The organism is Halalkalibacter lacteus (assembly GCF_036663595.1).
In the GTDB taxonomy this organism is placed as follows: domain Bacteria; phylum Bacillota; class Bacilli; order Bacillales; family Bacillaceae_D; genus Halalkalibacter; species Halalkalibacter lacteus.
Genome location: NZ_JAWRVL010000012.1, coordinates 79,975 through 100,566, shown reverse-complemented (window position 1 = coordinate 100,566; position 20,592 = coordinate 79,975). Strand labels below are relative to the sequence as shown.

19 protein-coding genes are annotated in these 20,592 nt (G+C 37.3%); 6 read left to right on the top strand and 13 right to left on the bottom strand.

Annotated elements, in window-relative coordinates:
- The first annotated feature begins 6 nt into the window (after positions 1-6).
- On the top strand, positions 7-573 hold the full coding sequence (locus SAZ04_RS10960; protein ID WP_332694995.1) for an LOG family protein: 567 nt from the start codon (positions 7-9) through the stop codon (positions 571-573).
- A gap of 66 nt (positions 574-639) precedes the next feature.
- Here SAZ04_RS10960 and SAZ04_RS10955 read toward each other — a convergent pair whose 3' ends face one another.
- The 7 genes from SAZ04_RS10955 to SAZ04_RS10925 all read right to left on the bottom strand — a co-directional run bounded on the left by SAZ04_RS10955 (position 640) and on the right by SAZ04_RS10925 (position 8,883).
- Positions 640-2,754: a peptidoglycan D,D-transpeptidase FtsI family protein gene (locus tag SAZ04_RS10955; RefSeq protein ID WP_332694993.1), complete on the bottom strand. Its 2,115-nt coding sequence runs from the start codon at positions 2,752-2,754 to the stop codon at positions 640-642.
- Positions 2,755-3,348: 594 nt separating this feature from the next.
- Positions 3,349-3,741 (bottom strand): thiol-disulfide oxidoreductase DCC family protein, encoded by a 393-nt coding sequence (locus SAZ04_RS10950; RefSeq protein WP_332694991.1) that lies wholly within the window; start codon positions 3,739-3,741, stop codon positions 3,349-3,351.
- A 150-nt stretch (positions 3,742-3,891) separates the two neighbouring features.
- On the bottom strand, positions 3,892-4,899 hold the full coding sequence (gene bioB, locus SAZ04_RS10945; RefSeq protein ID WP_332694989.1) for a biotin synthase BioB: 1,008 nt from the start codon (positions 4,897-4,899) through the stop codon (positions 3,892-3,894).
- A gap of 2 nt (positions 4,900-4,901) precedes the next feature.
- On the bottom strand, positions 4,902-5,597 hold the full coding sequence (bioD, locus tag SAZ04_RS10940) for a dethiobiotin synthase (protein ID WP_332694988.1): 696 nt from the start codon (positions 5,595-5,597) through the stop codon (positions 4,902-4,904).
- Positions 5,594-6,766, bottom strand: a complete 1,173-nt coding sequence (gene bioF, locus SAZ04_RS10935; RefSeq protein WP_332694986.1) for an 8-amino-7-oxononanoate synthase — start codon at positions 6,764-6,766, stop codon at positions 5,594-5,596. The genes bioD and bioF overlap by 4 nt, the downstream gene beginning before the upstream one ends.
- Entirely contained in the window at positions 6,756-8,117 is a 1,362-nt protein-coding gene (gene bioA / locus SAZ04_RS10930) for an adenosylmethionine--8-amino-7-oxononanoate transaminase (protein WP_332694984.1), read from the bottom strand. The genes bioF and bioA overlap by 11 nt, the downstream gene beginning before the upstream one ends.
- Positions 8,098-8,883, bottom strand: a complete 786-nt coding sequence (locus SAZ04_RS10925) for a 6-carboxyhexanoate--CoA ligase (RefSeq protein WP_332694982.1) — start codon at positions 8,881-8,883, stop codon at positions 8,098-8,100. Before SAZ04_RS10925 ends, bioA begins: the two co-directional genes overlap by 20 nt.
- A 569-nt stretch (positions 8,884-9,452) precedes the next feature.
- Here SAZ04_RS10925 and SAZ04_RS10920 point away from each other — a divergent pair.
- Positions 9,453-11,234 carry an ABC transporter substrate-binding protein gene (locus SAZ04_RS10920; RefSeq protein WP_332694979.1) on the top strand — a complete coding sequence of 594 codons (1,782 nt, stop codon included), beginning with the start codon at positions 9,453-9,455 and terminating at the stop codon, positions 11,232-11,234.
- A gap of 77 nt (positions 11,235-11,311) precedes the next feature.
- Here the strand turns inward: SAZ04_RS10920 and SAZ04_RS10915 are convergent, their stop codons facing one another.
- The 3 genes from SAZ04_RS10915 to SAZ04_RS10905 all read right to left on the bottom strand — a co-directional run bounded on the left by SAZ04_RS10915 (position 11,312) and on the right by SAZ04_RS10905 (position 14,631).
- On the bottom strand, positions 11,312-12,601 hold the full coding sequence (locus SAZ04_RS10915; RefSeq protein ID WP_332694977.1) for a glycosyl hydrolase family 18 protein: 1,290 nt from the start codon (positions 12,599-12,601) through the stop codon (positions 11,312-11,314).
- Between the two features lie 240 nt (positions 12,602-12,841).
- Positions 12,842-13,624, bottom strand: coding sequence for a Cof-type HAD-IIB family hydrolase (locus SAZ04_RS10910; RefSeq protein ID WP_332694975.1), 783 nt, complete (start codon positions 13,622-13,624; stop codon positions 12,842-12,844).
- 374 nt (positions 13,625-13,998) lie between these two features.
- Positions 13,999-14,631, bottom strand: a complete 633-nt coding sequence (locus SAZ04_RS10905; protein ID WP_332694973.1) for an MOSC domain-containing protein — start codon at positions 14,629-14,631, stop codon at positions 13,999-14,001.
- A gap of 155 nt (positions 14,632-14,786) precedes the next feature.
- Between SAZ04_RS10905 and SAZ04_RS10900 the strand changes: the two genes are divergently transcribed.
- Complete coding sequence (locus tag SAZ04_RS10900) at positions 14,787-14,957, top strand: hypothetical protein (protein WP_332694971.1); 171 nt, start codon at positions 14,787-14,789, stop codon at positions 14,955-14,957.
- 92 nt (positions 14,958-15,049) lie between these two features.
- Here the strand turns inward: SAZ04_RS10900 and SAZ04_RS10895 are convergent, their stop codons facing one another.
- Positions 15,050-16,102 (bottom strand): iron-containing alcohol dehydrogenase family protein, encoded by a 1,053-nt coding sequence (locus tag SAZ04_RS10895; RefSeq protein WP_332694969.1) that lies wholly within the window; start codon positions 16,100-16,102, stop codon positions 15,050-15,052.
- A gap of 192 nt (positions 16,103-16,294) precedes the next feature.
- Here SAZ04_RS10895 and SAZ04_RS10890 point away from each other — a divergent pair, with 192 nt between their 5' ends.
- Positions 16,295-17,113 (top strand): Cof-type HAD-IIB family hydrolase, encoded by an 819-nt coding sequence (locus SAZ04_RS10890; RefSeq protein WP_332694967.1) that lies wholly within the window; start codon positions 16,295-16,297, stop codon positions 17,111-17,113.
- 135 nt (positions 17,114-17,248) lie between these two features.
- Here SAZ04_RS10890 and SAZ04_RS10885 read toward each other — a convergent pair whose 3' ends face one another.
- Together SAZ04_RS10885 and SAZ04_RS10880 are read right to left on the bottom strand one after the other, a co-directional pair.
- The gene (locus SAZ04_RS10885; RefSeq protein WP_332694965.1) at positions 17,249-18,004 is read right to left on the bottom strand and encodes an exodeoxyribonuclease III; all 756 of its coding nucleotides are present in this window, start codon (positions 18,002-18,004) and stop codon (positions 17,249-17,251) included.
- A gap of 110 nt (positions 18,005-18,114) precedes the next feature.
- Positions 18,115-18,486 (bottom strand): hypothetical protein, encoded by a 372-nt coding sequence (locus SAZ04_RS10880; RefSeq protein ID WP_332694963.1) that lies wholly within the window; start codon positions 18,484-18,486, stop codon positions 18,115-18,117.
- 228 nt (positions 18,487-18,714) lie between these two features.
- Between SAZ04_RS10880 and SAZ04_RS10875 the strand changes: the two genes are divergently transcribed.
- On the top strand, positions 18,715-19,581 hold the full coding sequence (locus SAZ04_RS10875) for a dimethylarginine dimethylaminohydrolase family protein (protein WP_332694961.1): 867 nt from the start codon (positions 18,715-18,717) through the stop codon (positions 19,579-19,581).
- A gap of 64 nt (positions 19,582-19,645) precedes the next feature.
- Entirely contained in the window at positions 19,646-20,572 is a 927-nt protein-coding gene (locus tag SAZ04_RS10870; protein WP_431308995.1) for an MBL fold metallo-hydrolase, read from the top strand.
- Positions 20,573-20,592 lie beyond the last annotated feature (20 nt).

The window sequence follows — 20,592 nt, the reverse complement described above, 5'->3', positions numbered from 1 at the left end:
AAAAGGATGTTTAAGAATATATGTGTGTTTTGCGGCTCAAGCTTCGGCAATGATGCAAGCTATACGAAAGAGGTTCACAAATTTGCTCAAGCACTCGTAACAAATAAGATCAATCTCATTTATGGTGGTGGCAATGCTGGTTTAATGGGAGAACTTGCTCGCTATGTACTTGAGCGAAATGGGGAAGTTGTTGGCGTTATTCCAAAAAAAATCCATGAAAATGTTCAACATATTGAGCTAACTGATCTCATTATTGTTGATGATATGCATCAACGAAAAGCAAAAATGTATGAATTAGCAGATGGATTTATTGCCCTTCCAGGAGGAATTGGAACGATAGAAGAACTAGCAGAAGCTCTCACATGGCAACAAATCGGCTATCATCATAAGCCGATTGGTATTTTAAATCCAAATGGTTTTTATGATAAATTGATATCCCTTTTAAAACATATGGCAACAGAAGGCTTTCTAAAAGCAGAGTTCTTGGAACACCTTATTATCTCTGACTGTCCAGATGAACTCCTGACGAAAATGGAGCAATTTACACCACGATTTTTGAGTAAATGGGATTAAAGGGGAAATATGACTATAATTGAAGAGAGTCTCACATGGCATTATCGCCTTCGAGACTCCCTTTCTTTAATCTATATTGATTTCTTCTAATATTGGTTCTTTAACAGGCTTAGGACCATTCCGTACATCCTGTAAATCAAAATACGCTTCAAGCGCTTTTTTCGAAATTTCTTGTGCAACTCCCGCTCTACCACCCCTGCTATCTAGTTTAAGATCTGGGACAACAACCGCAAAAGCAATTTCAGGATTGTTAAACGGTGCATAACCAACAAAAGTTTGCGTATTTCCTTCTACTGAACGGCGATTAGCGCCTTCCCCAACCGTTACACTCACCTGAGCCGTTCCTGTTTTCCCAGCTGGTTGATAAGGTGAATTCGCAAACATTCCACGCGCTGTTCCACGTGTCATGACATCGCGGAGTCCTTGTTGGACACGGCTAATATGATTATGACTCATATCAACTCGATTTAAAACTTTCGGTTCGAATTTTTGAATAATTGCCCCTTGTTCATCTTGTTTTGTTGATGGATCTCTCACTTCACGCACTATACGCGGCTCCATCCGGTAGCCATCATTCGCTATAGTAGCAATATACTGCGCTAGTTGGAGGGGCGTATAGTTATCATACTGTCCAATCATTAAATCAAGTAAATTCCCCCCAATTTCACTGCCACCAATAAGTCCTGAAGAATAAGAAGGTAAATCAATTCCGGTTTCTGCCCCTAAACCAAACTGGCTAAAGTAATATCTAACATCATTATATGCATTCCCAATTGTACCTCCTGGACCGGTTGTCCAACCGCACCCACTTGTATTCGGTGGCGAGTAATAACAATTAGCCATTCTCATACCAATTTCAAACATATAGACGTTCGATGATTGCTCTAAGGCACGGCGATCATCGATCCAACCGAACCCACTTGTATTCCAAGACCTTTTTACTTGTCCATTTGGAAAATGAATCGCACGATCATTAAAACTCGTTCCCGGCTGCGCAACACCTACATGAAAACCTGTTAAAACAGAAGCTGCTTTTACTGATGACCCCATTTCAAAAATGTTATTAACGTTCCCGATATGATCAGGTCGAAGTTCACCTTCGCCAGTAAACCCAGCCATCGCCAAAATATCGCCCGTACGTGGGTCCATCAACACCGCATAAGCAGATCGATCCTTAACATATGAATACCCTGTTTTGCCAACTTCAGATTCGACAATGCCCTCAAGCTTTTGTTGAAGCTCCATATCAATCGTTAACACAAGATCATTTCCGCGTTGTCCTTGTCGTTCATTAACTGAGCGATCAATGGTCCGACTTCCGTGTCTCTCAGTAATGCTCTCAATAACTGCTTTCTGACCTCGTAACACTTCCTCATACTGCGCTTCTAAAAAACTTGTTCCTACTAGATCGGAACGATCATACCCTCTTGATATATAGTAGTCGAGCTTTTCACGTGGAATTGTACTAGTAGATCCAAAAAAGCTACGAAATGCATCTCCAAATGGATAAGAACGGCTAGAATCCCTTAAAATATCAATTCCTGGCAGGCGGTCTAAATTCTCACTTATTACATGCGCCTCTTCAAGTGTAATTCGCTGTTTAATTCTTTGCGGAGAGTTTGCATACCCTCTTGCCATCTCGCGGAAAATTGCTAAAACACGAAGATCCTCTTCTGAAATGGAGTCAATTTGATCTTGAGAAATTGATTCAACTTCCAATTTGTATTCAGCTGAAACGCTCTCAAGATCTCTTCTCTCTTCTCTACTAACAAGATCATATCTTTCTTCTTCTGACATCGTAATCAAAATAAAATCACGTATATCTCGTTCGATTACCCGGTCCGTATCGATATCAATTAATGGTTCTAAATCCCTCGCAATCTCAAGCATAGTCTCAGCTTTTGTCGTACGAGCTGGATTCGTATAAGTTAAAGATAACTCCAATTGATTATCAACTACAACATTCCCAAACCGATCATACATAACTCCTCTTGGAGCATCAATGCGAGCCGTTGAATTCGTTGTAGAAGCGAGTTCGCTCACAAAACTTTCCCCCTCAACAATTTGCACAAAACCTAACCGAAGAATCAAACCAGAAAACAATAGAAATACAATAAAAAAGAGTACATTTAAACGAAACGTTAAGTGATTCTTTTTCTTTTGCTTGTTCTTATTTTTCATAAACCCACACACCTTTTTCAAAACTACCTACTTAGTCGTAGTCAACTACGTTTAATCATGAATATAACTGCGATGCTCCATACTCCAAATAAAATCCCCATATAATCCCTAATAACTGCAATGTCACACTTTTACCAATTTAGTACTACATTAACAAAACATATGGAATAAAATACCGAAACTATGTATCATGCAGACTATTTTAACATAACACCCCATTAATTTTTAGGATATTTTGTAAGTTTTTTTTAGATAACAGCATTTGCTTCATATATATAGAGAGTCGACTAGTTCAAAAGTGTGGTTTGAGCAATACACTAACAATCAAATACTCCAGAAAAACATAAGACTTACACCTTAGATAACCAATCTTCTAATTTAAAATGCCATGCAATGTAGAGTTCATTCTCCAATTTTAAGCACGAAAAATTTTAATCTAGACTTAGTGTTTGTGAAAAGTTTTACCCATTTCAAAACTGGACCTTCTAAGAATCCAGCGCTAAAAGGCGGTTTAAAAATAACTAAAAAACAAGATACTTGTAAATAAATTGGAAAATGATAAAAACAAAAAAGTTGACTCAGTTTGAGCCAACTTTAATCTAAAAAACGTTTTCTCACCACAGGAGGCGGAATCGTACAAATCTCTTTTTTTCCGAACCATTTATAACGATTTTTAGCGACTACATCATAGATGAAATCTCTTATTGAACTCGGTACAATTCGAAAAAATGATAAGAGTTTCCATGGGGCTCTCAGCTTCTGGCATATGCGTAAAACAGCTGCAGATTTTACATAATATGAATCTCCATCAATTAAAACCAAGCTATTTGTATCCTCAGGAATATTGTATTTATTGATCAGTTCTTTTCCGGTTTTGCTTTGTAATGATGCAAAAGCGAACGTACAAGTAGAATCTCGTTTAATAATGAATTGCACACTACCATGACAGAAATGACAAAGCCCATCAAATAAAATAATCTGATCCATCCATGGTTCACCTGCTCTCTTCATGCAATCATAGAAGAAAAGAAGTGAGTTGTAAATAACTAGCGCAGCCATTTCCGCTTATTCGAGGATCTTTTTAAGGTCGTTTTTGACTTTTTCAATGCCCTCGTAATAACCATACCTTTCTTTCGCTCAATCTTTACCTGCTAAACTCTCTCTCATTTCCTCTACCGTTTCTACTTCAAACCCTAAATCAACTAGCATTTTATGATCTTCTGTTTCCTCTTGTCCTGCTGTCGTTAAGTAGTCTCCAACAAATATAGAATTGGCAGCATATAATCCAAGTGGTTGTAGTGAGCGGAGATTGACTTCGCGTCCACCAGAGATTCGAATTTCTTTAGTAGGATTAATAAACCGGAACAAGGCTAACACTTTTAAACAGTATAGTGGAGTCAATTCATTAACCCCTTCTAAAGGTGTTCCATCAATTGCATGAAGAAAATTAACCGGGATGGAATCAGCATCGAGCGCGTTTAAACTTCGTGCCATTGCAACGACATCTTGCTTCGTTTCTTTCATCCCAACAATCACACCGGAACAAGGAGACATCCCCGCATTCTTTGCAGCTTCAACCGTATTTACGCGATCATCATACGTATGTGAGGTAGTAATGTTTGAATGATTGCTTGCTGACGTATTAATATTATGATTGTAACGGTCAACCCCTGCTTCTTTTAACCTTGTCGCTTGATCAGGCTTAAGTAATCCAAGACAAGCACAAACCTTCAATCCATACGTGTCTTTAATTTCCTTAACCGCATCAACTACTTGATCGACTTCCTTGTTAGATGGACCTCTACCACTAGCAACGATACAGTACGTTCCTATATTTAAATCATGTGCTCGCTTTGCCCCTTCTAAAAGCGTCTCTTTATTCACCATTCTATAGGCAGAAATCGGCGCTTCAGAAATAGCAGATTGGGAACAATACCCACAATTTTCAGGACAAAGACCCGATTTTGCATTCATAATCATATTTAATTTTACTTTTTTTCCATAATGCCGCTTTCGAATTTGAAATGCCGCATGCATAAGTACCAACATTTCATCTTCAGGACACTCTAAGATCGAAAGCGCCTCCGCATCTGTTACTTCTTCTCCTTTTAATACTCGATTGGCAAGTTCTGTCCATTCATTCATTTTCATACCCCCATTTTTGCTAGTATCCTGTTTATATCAACATGTTCCTTCACCATATTTGCCACATCTTCGCTCGTGACTTCACGAATAAAAGGTGTGATGCCTAATACGGGTACTTCACATAGCTCTTCAATTAGTTTGGGATTTGTTTTTTCAGCAAGACTTGGACTATCGCTCATTCCATTAATGACAATTCCTAAAATGTCGAGGCCTAAACTTTTTGCATATTGAATTGTTAGAAAGGTATGATTTACTGTTCCCAAATCGGGCCTTGTGACGATCACAATTGGTAACTCTAAAGCTGTAATTAAATGACTGACTAAGAAATTTTCACCAAGTGGAACGGAGATGCCACCTGCCCCTTCTACAATAAAAAAATCGTGCCTATCTCTTATTTTCTCCCAGTAATCTAGTACCTCTGCAATGCGAACTCGTGTCCCCTCTATTTGTTGGGCAACATACGGAGCTACTGGCTCCTTATACTGAAAAGGGCTAATTTCTTCCTTTGATAGAGGAGTACATGACATTCTCTTTAGTATAGATGTATCACTTTCTGGGTCTTGCCTAGAAATTCCACTGATCATCGGCTTAAATACTCCAATATCAATCTCAAGATCTTTTAATACTGCTGCAAGTCCACCCGATATGATGGTCTTTCCTACATCTGTGTCTGTTCCTGTTACAAAAATCCCCTTCATATAATTAGATTCAACTCTCTCCCTATCAAACTAAATGACTCTACTAAATAATCTATTTCTGACGATGAATGTTCAGAGGTAACCGTAAGTCTTATTCGGCTTTCTCCTACCGCGATGGTTGGTGGACGAATAGCCGGTGCGTATATTCCTTTTTCTTGTAGTTTCTCAGCAAACAGAACAGCTTTTCTTGTATCACCAATGATGACAGGAATGATCGGAGTATCATCTCCTTTTATCGTATAACCCATTTCTTTAAGACAACTTCTCAACCGTTTTATATTTAAAACTAAACAATGACGTTTTTCTCTACTCCCCTCAATAATCTCGAAACCAACATACGAAGCTGCACAAATTGAGGGAGCAATCGCTGTTTGAAAAATAAACGTTCGAGCATGATTTAAAAGAAAATCAACTACTATTTTCGAGCCAGCCACAAATCCCCCCTCACTTCCTACAGCTTTGCTTAACGTACCAATTACTACATCAGGATAAACACCAAAATATTCACTTGTTCCCCGACCCTTTTCGCCTAATACTCCTGTTGCATGTGCATCATCTACAATTACATATGCATGGTAGCGCTCCGCTAGTAACATAATCTTATGTAAAGGCGCTATTGTACCATCCATACTAAAAACACCATCTGTAACAATGAAACGACGTTGATAGCATCCTGCCTCTTTTAACTTTTGTTCAAGATCTTCCATATCAACATGTTTATAAATACTAGTCTCAGCCTTTGATAAACGGCATCCGTCGATCAGGCTCGCATGATTTAATTGATCACTAAAGATCACATCTCCTTTTGCAGGGAGGGAGGAAAGGACACCTACGTTTGCTAAATAACCTGATGAAAAAAGCAATGCTGCTTCGGTTTGCTTAAATTGAGCAATTTTATTTTCAAGTTTCTCATGCCACTTTGTATTTCCGGTTGTTAGTCTCGATCCACTACTACCTACGCCAAATTCATGTAAGATAGAATTGGCAGCATCAATTAATCGGTCATCATTTACTAAACCTAAATAATCATTTGATGAAAAGTTTAATTGTCTATGACCACCCGTATCTAAGACGGAATGAGGGACTGAGTTCATTGTACGTAATTGCCGATACAAACCTTGTTCTTTTGTCTTTTCTAACCGTTCAGATAACCATGCATCAATGCTCAACCGCAGATGACACCTCACTTGTACAGAGATCAATTGCTTCTTTCATAATCGCTACCATTTCCTTAAGTTCTTTTTTAGAACTAACGAGTGGAGGCATGAATACAATGACATCTCCCAGTGGTCTCGTTAACATGCCAAGTTCCCTCATCTTGAGAGATACTTGATATCCTACTCTTTTATGAGCTGGAAAAGGTGCTTTTGTTTCCTTTGATTGAACAAGTTCAATTCCGCACATAAAACCAAGTTGTCTAATATCCCCTACATGAGCGAGAGATTGTAAGTCACGAAGCATTGCATGAAGATCGTTTGATTTCCTGGCCACGTCACCAACGATTTTTTCGGAATCAAACAAACGTAAATTTTCCATTGCAACAGCGCATCCAAGCTGATTTCCCGTATAGGAATGACCATGAAAAAACGTTTTCAATGTTTGATAATCATCATAGAATGCCTCATAGATTTCTTCAGTTGTAAGCGTAACAGCAATCGGTAAATATCCACCTGTAATCCCTTTTCCAGCCGCCATTAAATCAGGTTGTACGTTTTCATGCTCACAGGCAAACATTCTCCCTGTCCTACCGAATCCAGTTGCTACTTCGTCTACAATCATTAGAACATCATATTTCGTACAGAGCTTGCGGACACCAGCTAAAAATCCATCTGGCATAACAATCATACCTGCAGCACCTTGTACCATTGATTCAATGGAAAGCGCAGCAATTTCATGATGATGTTCGACGAATAACTGCTCAAGAATGTGTAAGCATTCATCACGACATACGGCAGGATCACTACTATTAGAGCGATAAACGTATGGAATCGGTGCCTTGAAGCCTTTAAACATTAACGGTCCGTATACATGATGGAAAAGGTCAATAGAACCAATACTAACAGCCCCAATCGTATCGCCATGATAGCCATTTCTCATTGAAACAAATTTTTGTTTATTTGATTTTCCTCTATTCTGCCAATATTGAAACGCCATCTTTAAAGCAATCTCCATTGCTTCTGCCCCACTATCTGAGTAAAACACTCTAGTAAGTTGTTCCGGACTAATCTCCACTAACTTCTCTGCCAGTTCTGTGGCCGGAACATTTGTCATCCCTAATAAAGTGGAGTGAGCAATCTTACCAAGTTGATTCGTAATTGCATCATCTAATTCTTTTTTACGATGGCCATGAACATTAAGCCATACAGATGAGAAACCATCATAATATTCCTTACCGTTGATGTCTTTAACTTTGATTCCATTTCCACTTTCAATCATTAAAGGATTTTCGTCATAATCTTTCATTTGCGTAAAAGGTAGCCAAAGGTGCTTTTTGCTTTTTTCAATTAGATCGTTTGTCATTCTCTTCCTCCCATTGAACGAAAATTGGTTGTTTTTCTAAAAAATCAATATATGTATTAAGATCTGTTACGTTATCAACAAAAAAGATCCGACAGCCACGATCGTCCCCATATTCTTTTAGCTTCGTAATCCTCTGATAGCCTAGTTTGCTACTTGCAACATAGCCAGTCATGTAATTGGGATCATCCGACCAACACAATTCTGCAATGGTAGATGGATGAGAAGCTACCTTGGACGCAAGAACAAGCGCTTCTTTTACTTTTTCAGTCAGCGGCAATTGGTGTAGTTTAGCCCATTCTTGAAAATTAGCGTTGTCCCAATCCATTCTCGATACCCTAATACCTTTGTTTCCTCGATAGTCAATGCGTTCACCTGAATAAATATTATACAGAATTGCCCCCCTCATGTTAGAATACTCAGACATTTGTTTATAAACTGTATGAATAACTTTATGAGGTACACCTGACTTTTCTAATAGCTTCCAAGCCAATGCTTGCCCCTCTTTAACCGAATCCACTTCATGTGTTCTTATTGGCAAAGGGGAAATTTGTTTGACCGGTTCGTTAATAGCTTCAAATTGAATTTGCATAAAGTCTGGCTTCCCCCTTGAATGTCTTAGGGCTTTTTCCATTAAATAATGAATGGACTGATTGATATTTTCATAATTTGATAACTGTTCCCCTCCCGAGATATGTTTCCCTCCCTGTTCATGAGATCCATTCATTGAAGCTCTCATCCGAACGCTATAAACTTTTCCCTTTTGCATTGCTACTCTCCTTTCCTTTTAAAGCATGATTCATCATCCGCGTTAACGGTACAACGCGTGATAATCATTCTTATTATTACTCCTATGACTAAGGTCCACGGAACTACTTGAAGAGTTGTATTTAACCCAAATCGAGCCGCAATCGTTCCTAGAGAGATTTTCGTCATCCCGGACTTTCAATTATGCGCCCTCCATTGTTAACCAAGTAATAATATGTTAATTATAAATAAAATAGTATTATTGTTAACTCGAATTGTCAACTTGGTTAACAATCGATTTTTGAAATGAGTCGTCCTACCCATTACAATATTGTTTTTATTTACCTCGCATGATTTCTATGAATCACTCAAAAAAGCTGTCAACAAAAAAGTTTTTATTCCTAATAAAGATAAGTTTTTTCTAATTTAGTCTCTTTCTCCCCTCCCATTTTGATCCCCTCTCTATTATTCAGAAAATACAAATAAATTCTAGCTAATTACTGATATTTATGGTAAAAAGGAGAAACAAGAAGAAAAGGAGCATATTTATCCAAAATCTTTATTCATCTTTTAATAAAAGGAGGACAAAAGATGACGAAGATCGAAAATCATTATTTCACCCTTTATTCAAAATGGGGACCTGAAAGTGTCCATGTTTATATTCAGGAATTAGCTTCTGAGTTATGTTGTACAGATCGACATGCAAAGACGCTTATTAAAAACATGCAAAACAATAAATGGATTACGTGGCAACCGAATCCGGGTCGAGGGAAAGTTTCTAAACTCACTTTTTTAGTAAATCCACATGAATTAGAAAAACAAAACGTTAAATCCTGGATTGAGAGTGGGGATATTACACAAGCATTAAAGTGGATGGAAAATCAACAAGAATTAGAAGTCACCTTCGTTAAATGGTTAGAGAACCATTTTCAATGGACTCCTTCCCATCTACATGAAAATGATTTTGACGTTCTCCGTTATCCTTACTACCACCCTATCGATACATTTCTACCTTGTGAGATGACATCACGCCATGAGAGGCATTTAGGCGAACAAATCTTTAATCGCCTTCTCCGTTATGATGATGAAACACATTCTTTCATTCCTGAAATCGCCCACCATTGGGAGTCATTTGAACATGGCAGGATATGGCGCTTTTATTTACGGAAAGGCGTTCTCTTTCACGACGGGTGTCCATTAACATCGGAAACGATTAAAGAGAACATCGAATTCTGGAGTGAAAGTCAACTAGATGGCTGGAAGGCCTATATGTTTGATGAAATCAAGAAGATAGAGACTCCCTCACCTACAGTCATTGATCTTTATTTATCAAAACCTAATCAATTACTTTCACACGTATTTACTGATTACAAATCGATGATCATACCTATTAGCGTCTTTAAAAAGAATCCAGATTCATTTCGCAACCACCCAATAGGAAGTGGTCCATATAAGGTGAAAAAACATGAAAAAGGACACATCATTCTTGAGTCTTTTTCCAACTATTTTGGTTATAGACCGTTTTTAGACAAGATAGAGTTATTTCATATTCCTAATTCACCCTTCCCCCCTAAGAGAGAGGCTCATTATCAACTTGTCGAACGTGATTCAAGTTCCGTAAAGCAATATGATTGGGTTCGACCAGAAGTAGGTGGAATATACTTGGTCGTCAATCATCATAAAGAAGGAATTCACACTCATCCGAAATTTGGCAAAATGCTTTCCTATGCTCTTGATCGTCAAAAGCTGTTTCAAGATCATACACATCATGAAGTGTGGTTTCCTGACAGCTTTTTTGATGAAAAGGCTGATGTCTTAAGACAACAATCGAAAATAAAAAAAGCAAAAAAATGGTTTCAAAAAAAAGGAGTTACAACACTAACTCTCGCATCCACTTGCTTAGAACACGATGCTCACTTTGGTGTTGAATTAGAAAAACTAACTAGTTACTTTAAACAATTTGGTATAACATTAAAGACTACTATCGTAAATATGCATGACTTAGCCAAAGAAGATAATTTAAAGCAAACAGATCTGATCATTACTGAAATGAGCTTAGGTGAAAACCACCTTGTTTCCATGTTAAATGCTCTTTCTTCTAATACTAGTTTTATATGTAATACATTGCCTCATGATATAAAAATCCAACTTGATGTCATGCTAGCAAATGTGCGACATGCTGAAACGACCGAAAGTGCTTATCAATATATGAGACAAACCGAGTCGTTTCTACTAGATCATTACTTTGTTATTTTTCTCTATCAACGGAGAGTACACATTCATGTTGAAGCAGATGAAAAAATAAAAGGCATCGAAATGAACCGTTATAACCGTCTAAATTACCAAAAACTTTGGTGCAAGCTAGGAAAATGACACGATTGATTCAAAAATAAAGAGTCTGATCTCTAGTGTACAATCTAGTTGGGAGTCAGACTCTTTTACAACCGTTGTTAAATGCGTTTATTCACATTGAAATTTTCATTAATTAATAACCAATTTTGAGGAAAATCCCAGGCTAAAACCCAATAATAAAATCCACGCAATCCAAACTCTTTCACAAGGTCAAATTTCGCTTGAATACTTCGCGCATCTTCAAACCACACTTCATGCTGCAGCCCTTCTTCATCATAATACGTAAAATGAGGAGCCTGAGCTTCTTCATCGTATTCAATTTCTGCATTGTACGTTGCTGCTAATCGAATCGCTTCTTGATGATCAATCGCTCTAGCCCTCGTTTCTCCTTCTACAAATGGCAATGTCCAATCGTAGCCGTAAAGAGGAATTCCCATCATAATTTTATCATTAGGCATTACTGACGCTGCATATTCGATTACTCTTCTAACTTGGCTAATTGGAGCCACCGCCATTGGAGGACCACCCGTCCAGCCCCATTCGTATGTCATTAAAAAAACAAAATCAGCAACTTCTCCATGTGTCGCATAATCATGCCCTTCATAGAGAATCCCTACCATATCTGGTTCAACAATTGGCGCGAGCGCACTAGAGAGCAGATACCCTTTTTCATCCAATCTTTCTCTAGCTTTTCTCATTAATTGATTATATTGTTCACGGTTCTCGGCTCCTAGATATTCTAAATCAAAATCTAAGCCCAAATACCCTTTTTCATCCATGATCGCGATCGCTTCATCAAGCAAGCGATTTTGTAACTCATTACTTTGAAGCACCGTTGTCGCAAGTTCTGTACTAAACCCGCCGTTTTCGAGATTCGTAATGACCATTAACGGAACTACTTGGTTTGCATACGCGGTATTAATGATCGCTTGATCATTAATTGGAGTAAGTGTCCCGTCTGCATTTAGTTCATAACTGAAGATTTGAACATATGTTAAATAGTTCCCAACCTCATCAACGTACTGTGGTGATTCTTCACCTGTAATTCCTAAATCCACATAGGCCGCAACATCTACTGATGGCTTTTGCCTGTACTCATTAGGAATATTTAGTCTGTATCCAACAGGGAGATTTTCTGGATATTCAATATAATTTACATCTAATAAATCCTCAACGGACACTTGATAGCGTTGACTAACCTTCCAAAGATTTTCTCCAGGTTCAATCCAATGGAGACGATCTGTAGCAGGAATAACAATCGCTTGACCGACAACTAGCTGATCAGGATTTGGAAGCTGATTTGCACTGACGATAACTTGATACCCTACATTATAGGTTTGAGCTATGCTCCATAACGATTCCCCCGGGGCGACAACATGAATTTCCACGACCTCGTCCTCCTATTACTTCAGTTTTCTTCTTTTCAACAATATTCAAAGACCTAACATATTGTGCCTGGCTAAAAAGAATAGGACGCAAAAAGAAACATTTCCGCCTTCTATTTAGACGTGTCCAAGGGAGGTTTACTAGCTCCGGGGCTTGAAAATGGAAAATCGTCCTCATTTTGGACAACCTCTATACAAAAAGGCTGTCTGAGAAACTTTTCTCAGGCAGCCTTCACAATTAAATTATTTTAGTAAACCAACCATTTTTAACCCATGTAAAATACCATCATCACTAACATCATTTGTCACATGCTTAGCTGCTTCTTTTGCTAATGGATGTGCATTCCCCATTGCGACACTGTTCGTAATGTGGCGCAGCATTTCAATATCGTTTAATCCATCTCCGAAAGCATACTGATTTTCTTTTACAACACCAAGTTTTTGAGTGATTTTTTCAATACCAATTGCCTTCGAACCGCCTGCTGGAATAACGTCTACAGACAGCGGATGCCATCTTACAAAATCAAACTCATTATATTCCTTCTCATAAGATGCTTCTTCATTTTCTTCACAAAATAATAAGGATTGATAGATGTCACGCCCTTTAAAGTAATCGGGGTCATGTGTTGGAAAGTGTTCAAGTTTCAACGTACCGATACTCTCAACAATAAAATCATGGTGAGGAACATTTGCTTTCATATCTTCATGATCCATATAAACAATTGGATGGTTATTAGCCACTGACATGTCAGTTATAGATTGTAGTGCCGCATTATTCAATGGGTTTTTAAACAAAACTTCTCCTCTAAATACAACATATTGCCCATTATAGCTTACAAATGTTTCAATACCGAGCTCTTTTCGTAAGTCTGTAAACATAAATGGTGCACGCCCTGTTGCTATTGCGACTTCATGACCTTGGTCCTTTAAAGTGAAAATCGCTTCTTTTGTCGTAGTTGGCATGTTCTTTTGATGGTCTAATAAAGTCCCATCTATATCAAAAAATACAATGCTTTTCTCAGCCATAATCAAACCCCTTTTTAACAGATTTTCCTTTTAGTCATCATACACATATATCCTTACGATTTCCCGCGTCTTAAATAATCCCCCTATGTCAGCAAAGGTCAAACGTTTCTCATCGAGTGGTTCTTCCTTTTTCAAACCATCCATACTTTGGCTTATTAGTTGAAGGCATTGCAAAAGAAGGATTTTCTAAATGATCTAAACCTCCCGTATCAACCTGAGTATATTTTTGATCAATCTTTTCATTTTGAAGATGGTGAGCGTCTCATCGAAACCTTGGTTGAAATACGTACTCCTCCTACTTCTTCAATCCATTAACAAGGACCAATGTTAAGTCTTATCTTTCTTCCCTCGCAAAAAAATAAATCAATTATACGTTATTTGAGCGACGCCTTCCAAGCTTCAGATAATTCTTTCAGATTCTGTAACTTCTCAATTTCATCACGATTCTCTTTATCATAAAATGTAATTCGATTAACATATTCAATCGATACATCAGTAATTCGATTTAGTAGAATCAAAGGATCTTTAGCTGAAACATTGCCCTCCTTTAAAACTCTTAGATAATAGCCTGAAAATCCCGTTTCTTGAATATATAAAGGTAATTGCCTAATTCCGTGTCGTTTCGCCACCTTAAAACAAGGTCGTCTCGGCTGACTAACTTGAACAATGGCTTCTCCCCACTTCCACATATCTCCAATAAAAGCTTTGGACTCAGGAACTCCACTTAAGGTAATATTTTCTCCAAACGCTCCAATAGAAAAAGCAAAACCGAACTTCTTCTCCCAATATGAATAATGCTCTAACGGGTAAACGCAAACAGCTTTATCTACTCCTCCATGATTAATAAGATCTGCTTGTTCATCACCTTCGAGGTTTGTCTTTGATAAATACAAAGCAGCTTCAGAAACCGGATGTTTATGAATGGCGGACATGATTTGTTTTTCACCTTCATCTGCGATATTCTTTGACCACCCTCGATTGAGCGAAATAATGGTACCTTTGATCATGATATATCCTCCGTATCACCTAGATTAGATTACTTATTTTTCTCCACTATGTTCTAATCTTCCTTCCAATCTGATTTATTTTAAATCTCCTTGTATGAGTATAAATAATTTATCTTAGGTGAATATTGTAATAAATCTGTCAAGGAGGTTACGATATGGAAGTTAATATGAATGCTGAACAAGTCATTATGGAGATCCAACAATTAAGTGCTAATGGCGCGAGTCTTAACAAGAAGAAAATAAAGAAAACACACCCTGAATTAATGAGAAGTGCTCTGCATTATTTTCCTAATTGGGATAATGCCATCGAACGAAGCACGATGTAATTGCCTTACTTGACTCAGAGTAAAATTGCCTGATTCTTATCATTATGATTACATAAAAAGAGTCAGGTAATTTAGAGTCGCTGTTTCCTTACTTATGAAAACAAATCAATAAGAAGTGGATCTTCGTTTACTACTCTCTTTGCTTCTCTTTGAGATTGTTCATTATGTAGGTATGTATAGCGATTCGGTTTAATCGTTGGTGCTAAATCAATCGCCTGGCTAAATTCATCTTTTCTTAAAGGAAGTGTTGCACAATATTCAAAGAAGCCGGTTCTATCAAATACTTTTGTAATACGTTCTGCACGATGGTTTTGAACTTTGGCCATTATGTAGGTCGCAATACCTACTTGAATTCCATGCATTTGTGGTTCTTTAGCAATTTGATCTAGAGCATGCGAAATAAGATGTTCTGATCCACTGATCGGTGCACTATTTCCACTAATCACTGTGGCAACTCCACCCATTGTCATTGAACTAACCAATTCTTTCAAAAATATCGTAGCCTTTATATCCTCCATCGGAGTACGTACGAAACTATTTACTGCCTTTTTGCTAATCATCGCAGCAAATGCGTTTATTGTACTTACTCCTTTTTGATTTTCGTAATCCCAATCATATAGAGCTGTTATATTAGACATAAGATCACCAATACCAGCAAAAATAAACCGATCTGGAGCTTGTCTAATAACCGTTAAATCAACAATCACCCCAAAAGGTACTTTTGCAGGTACCGTTGTTTTCTTCCCGTTGATATGAATCGAACAATTGCTACTTGCAAACCCATCATTTGATGCAGAGGTAGGCATACTAATAAATGGAAATTTCCTCACGTAAGAAACATACTTGCCGTAGTCTACTACTGCACCACCTCCAATTGAGATCACCGCATCAACATTACCAAGTTCAAATGCCTTTGAAATAAGGTCATGTATGTCCATGGAAGGGGACAACTTTATTGCAGTAAGATCTACCGTTAGAAACGACTCTTGCAAATGTTTGCTGAATTGTTCATATGAAAAATCATCAAAAAAGATCACAACTTCATATAACTTATGCTCCAATAAAAAACTTTCTAATTTCGTTAAAACCCCTTCTCCTATTTCTAAGATAGTAGGAATTGAAATGTTTGTTAATTGATTGTCCATCTAAGGCCCCCTTCTGATCAAGAAGTCATTCATATACTATTGATAACGCATCAACAACATTGCGTCAATGATTTACTGTTAACTTTTCTTTTTACATGTATTCATTTTTATAAATCGATAATTTAACTAGTCTCCTCGTTGTTTTTCCTTTATAGTTGAATTATATTCTTTTTCTAGAAAGGAACTAAAAACATGGCTTATAAAATGATTGTTCTTGATTTAGATGACACATTGCTTCGAGATGACCATACGATCTCTACGCGGACAAAAACAGCACTAATGGCAGCCCAGCAAGAAGGGGTAAAAGTCGTTTTAGCTTCTGGACGTCCAACTAAAGGGATGAACGCAATTGCAGAAGACCTTTTATTACATGAATACGGTAGCTTTATTCTTTCTTATAATGGCGCAAAAATCATTAATTACAAAACAAAAGAAGAACAGTTTAGTAGTACTCTTCCACCAGAAGTTGCTCATCGTTTATATGAGTTAAGCAAGCAAGAAGGCGTCTACATCCATACATATGTCGAAGATGAAATTGTAACGGAGATAGAGAATCAATATACAAAAACGGAAGGAAGACTCACTGGTTTGCCAGTTAAACATATTACAAGTTTTGTTGAAACCGTAACAGAACCTGTTGTGAAAGTATTAATGTGTGAAGATCCAGAAAAGCTTGTAAAAGTTGAACAAAAGCTTCAAGAAGAATTTGCGGGCTCTTTAAGTATTATGCGCTCAAAGCCTTACTTCTTGGAGTTCCTCGAACACGGGGTAACAAAAGGGACTAGTTTAAATTCTCTTATTGAATCTCTAGGCATTAAGCGAGAAGAAGTTATTGCAATGGGAGACAGCTATAATGACCTTGCAATGATTGAATTTGCCGGTCTTGGTGTTGCAATGGGCAATGCACCTGAAGATATTAAAGAAATGGCCGACTATGTAACAGACACAAATATGAATGATGGTGTAGCAAAAGTTATTGAAAAGTTTGTACTAACAAAAGCATCTGTATAAAAATTGAGGGTAACTCAAAACCAAAGGGTCTGCCCCAAAGCGTCCAAAAATAGAAGTTGTGCAAATGCTCAACTTCTATTTTCATAGTGCTAATTAGTCGGGTTCAGACCCTTTTGAGACACCCTCTTTGCTGCATTACAGGTTAATATCTAATACAATAGGACAGTGATCACTTCCTAGCACCTCTGAATGAATTTGTGCATCTACAAGTAGGTCCTTCAGTCGTTTGGATACAACGAAATAATCAATTCTCCATCCAATATTGCGTTCCCTCACTTTATTCATATAGGACCACCACGTATACGAACCTTCTTCATTCGGATATAAATGGCGATAGGAATCAAGAAAACCTGTATCAAGTAATTTCGTCATTTCTCCTCGCTCTTCCATAGTGAAACCTGAATTTTTCTTATTTGATTTTGGATTTTTAAGGTCAATTTCCTGATGAGCGACATTCAGATCTCCGCAAGCAATGACAGGCTTTTTTGCTTCTAATTCCTGCAAATACAACCTGACCTGCTGCTCCCACTCAAGTCGATAATCCAGTCTTGATAAATCTCTTTTTGAGTTAGGGGTATATACGGTAACAAGATAAAATGTCTCATATTCTAAGGTGATGACACGACCTTCGTTCTCAGGAAAATCTGTACCTACACCATACTGAACAGATAGTGGTTCTTTTTTAGTGAAAACAGCAGTGCCAGAATACCCTTTCCGTTCAGCATAGTTCCAATATTGAAAATACCCGTCTAAATGTAAATCAATTTGTCCTTCTTGACATTTTGTTTCTTGTAAGCAGAATACATCTGCATTCATTTCATGAAAATAATCTAAAAACCCTTTCGTAACACATGCTCTAATACCATTTACATTCCAAGAAATTAGTTTCATAAATTAAGTACTCCTTTATTCATTGGCCATACTTATTCATCTTACTAAAGAATCCAAATACGGTAAATGAAAATAAACCGAACGAATAACGCTCGGTTTACAAGGAAAAGTTAGTTATTTTCCTCCAACATATCAACAATCGTTTCATTTTCAGTATGACCGTCTACCTCAAACTGTTCGAATAACTCATTTACTGAATCCTTTTGTTCAAACAATTCTCCGAGATACCCTGCAGAGATCATAGGAATCACCTTTTCTTGGATAAAATCAGTCCCATTTTTAACAGAGTTTAGCCCATTCTCCGCCAGCTCTTCTGGCGCCATATCAAAAAATACAACAGCTCCTATACATACTACTAGTAAGATCACAGCAAATTTAAATATTGTTTTTAATAACGAAATAAGAAAGAACACGACAATGACAATACCAATAAGAAACATCCATGTTGGTTGTGTCTCAAAAAAATTGATAAGCTGCTCCACATTTCCTCCTTAGTAAACCAAGAAAATTAGTCACTCTTTTCATTATGATCGTTTTCAAGTTTCTTAAAACAACGCATCCTAACTTTCGACAAATCCCTTATCTATAAACTTGCTGCTTTCATATTTTTCCTGTAATCTTTTACTAACGATACAATAGATTTCATATTTTCGCCACAACTGGGTATACTATTTCTGATTTAGACCGAATACAATACTGGGGGATCATGAATGTCTATTTTCTCTAAACAACCACAAAAACCATTTGCAAGAAGCGAATATGATGTATTGAAACAAGTCATTTTATGTAAGCCAGAATATATGACCATTCGCGATGTTATCAATGAAACACAAAAGAAATTTATAAATGAAGGAATTCACATTGAGCTTGCGATGGCTCAACATAAGAAATTTGTACAAGCATTAAAAGAACACGAAGTGAATGTCGTCCTTTTGCCCGCTCTAAAGATGTTCCCTGAACAAGTGTTCACACGTGATATCGGTTTCACCTTTGGTCACATCATGTTCGTAGCAGAAATGGCGAATAGGGTAAGACAAGGAGAAGAAGAAGTTCTTAAAGGCTGGTTAAAACAAGAAGGAATTTCTTATTATAATTTACTTGGTGACATCATTGAAGGTGGAGATGTCATTGTCGACGGCGAAACCTTGTATGTTGGGTTAAGTAATCGGACCAATCAAAACGCCATCAATCATTTACAAAGCATCTTGCCTCACTATGAGATCGTAACAGTTCCATTTACAGAGAAATTTTTGCATTTAGATTGTGTTTTCAACATTTTATCCCCAAATGAAGCACTTATCTTTCCAGGCGCCTTAAAGCAAAAAGAAATGGACTTCTTATCTTCTCGTTTTGAATTAATTGAAGTAACAAAAGAAGAGCAATTCACATTAGGTACAAACGTATTATCAATTGGAAATAAAAAGGTATTTAGTCTTCCTGTGAATACAAATGTGAATGAGCAATTACGCGAAAGAGGCTACGAAGTTATCGAAGTCGATATAACAGAAATTATTAAGTCAGGTGGATCTTTCAGGTGCTGTACTCTTCCAGTTTTACGAGAAGGGGATAATCATTAACATTAGGTGTAGCAAACTGCTACACCCTTTTATATTATTACACCCCTAATTCAATTAAAAAGGAGTGAGTAACTTGAGGGAACCGTTTCGTAATCTAGATAATATCGAGAAGAACAAAGTAAACCTACGTCAACTACTCCATTACTTTCGTTACCGCAATCTCGGCAAAGATTTAACAAAAAGTATATCTGTTGCTCTCAAAAAGAATATCGATCAATTACAACAAAATCGCTCCTATACAACTTATACATGGATTGGTCATTCAACTTTCTTTATTCAACTAAACGGTTTCAATATCATAACGGATCCCGTTTTTGCTAAGCGAATGGGTGTAGAAAAAAGATTAGTTCCACCTGGAATTCAACTATACGAATTACCAACGGTCGATTTAGTCCTTATTTCACATGCTCATTATGACCATCTTGAATTTTCAACTTTAAGAAAACTAAAAGGAGAGCCTGCTTTTTATGTACCTAGTGGGTTAAAGAACCTGTTTATGCGAAAAGGCTTCACTAACGTTCACGAAGCAAATTGGTGGGACCACTTTCAACTTCAAGGAATCACGCTCCATTTCGTACCTGCTCAACATTGGAGTAGAAGAAATCTATTTGACAAGAATAAAGCACATTGGGGTGGCTGGATTATTCAATCAAAGCAAAAAACATTTTACTTTGTTGGCGATACAGGCTATTTCAGAGGTTTTAAAGAAATAGGCAAACGTTTTTCTATTGACACAGTTTTCATGCCTATAGGAGATTATGAACCTGAATGGTTATCTGGATTGCAACATATTAATCCTGAAAAAGCTGTTCAAGCATTCCTTGATCTCAATGCTAAGCAGTTTGTTCCTATGCACTATGGCACATACCGTCTTTCAATGGATACAGGACCTGAAGCTTTAGATCGATTACAAAAAGAATGGCAGTGTCGAAATCTTTCACCCGAATTCTTAGATGTGTTAAAAATTGGAGAAACCTGTTACCTAGATTAAACTACAACAAACGATTTGAA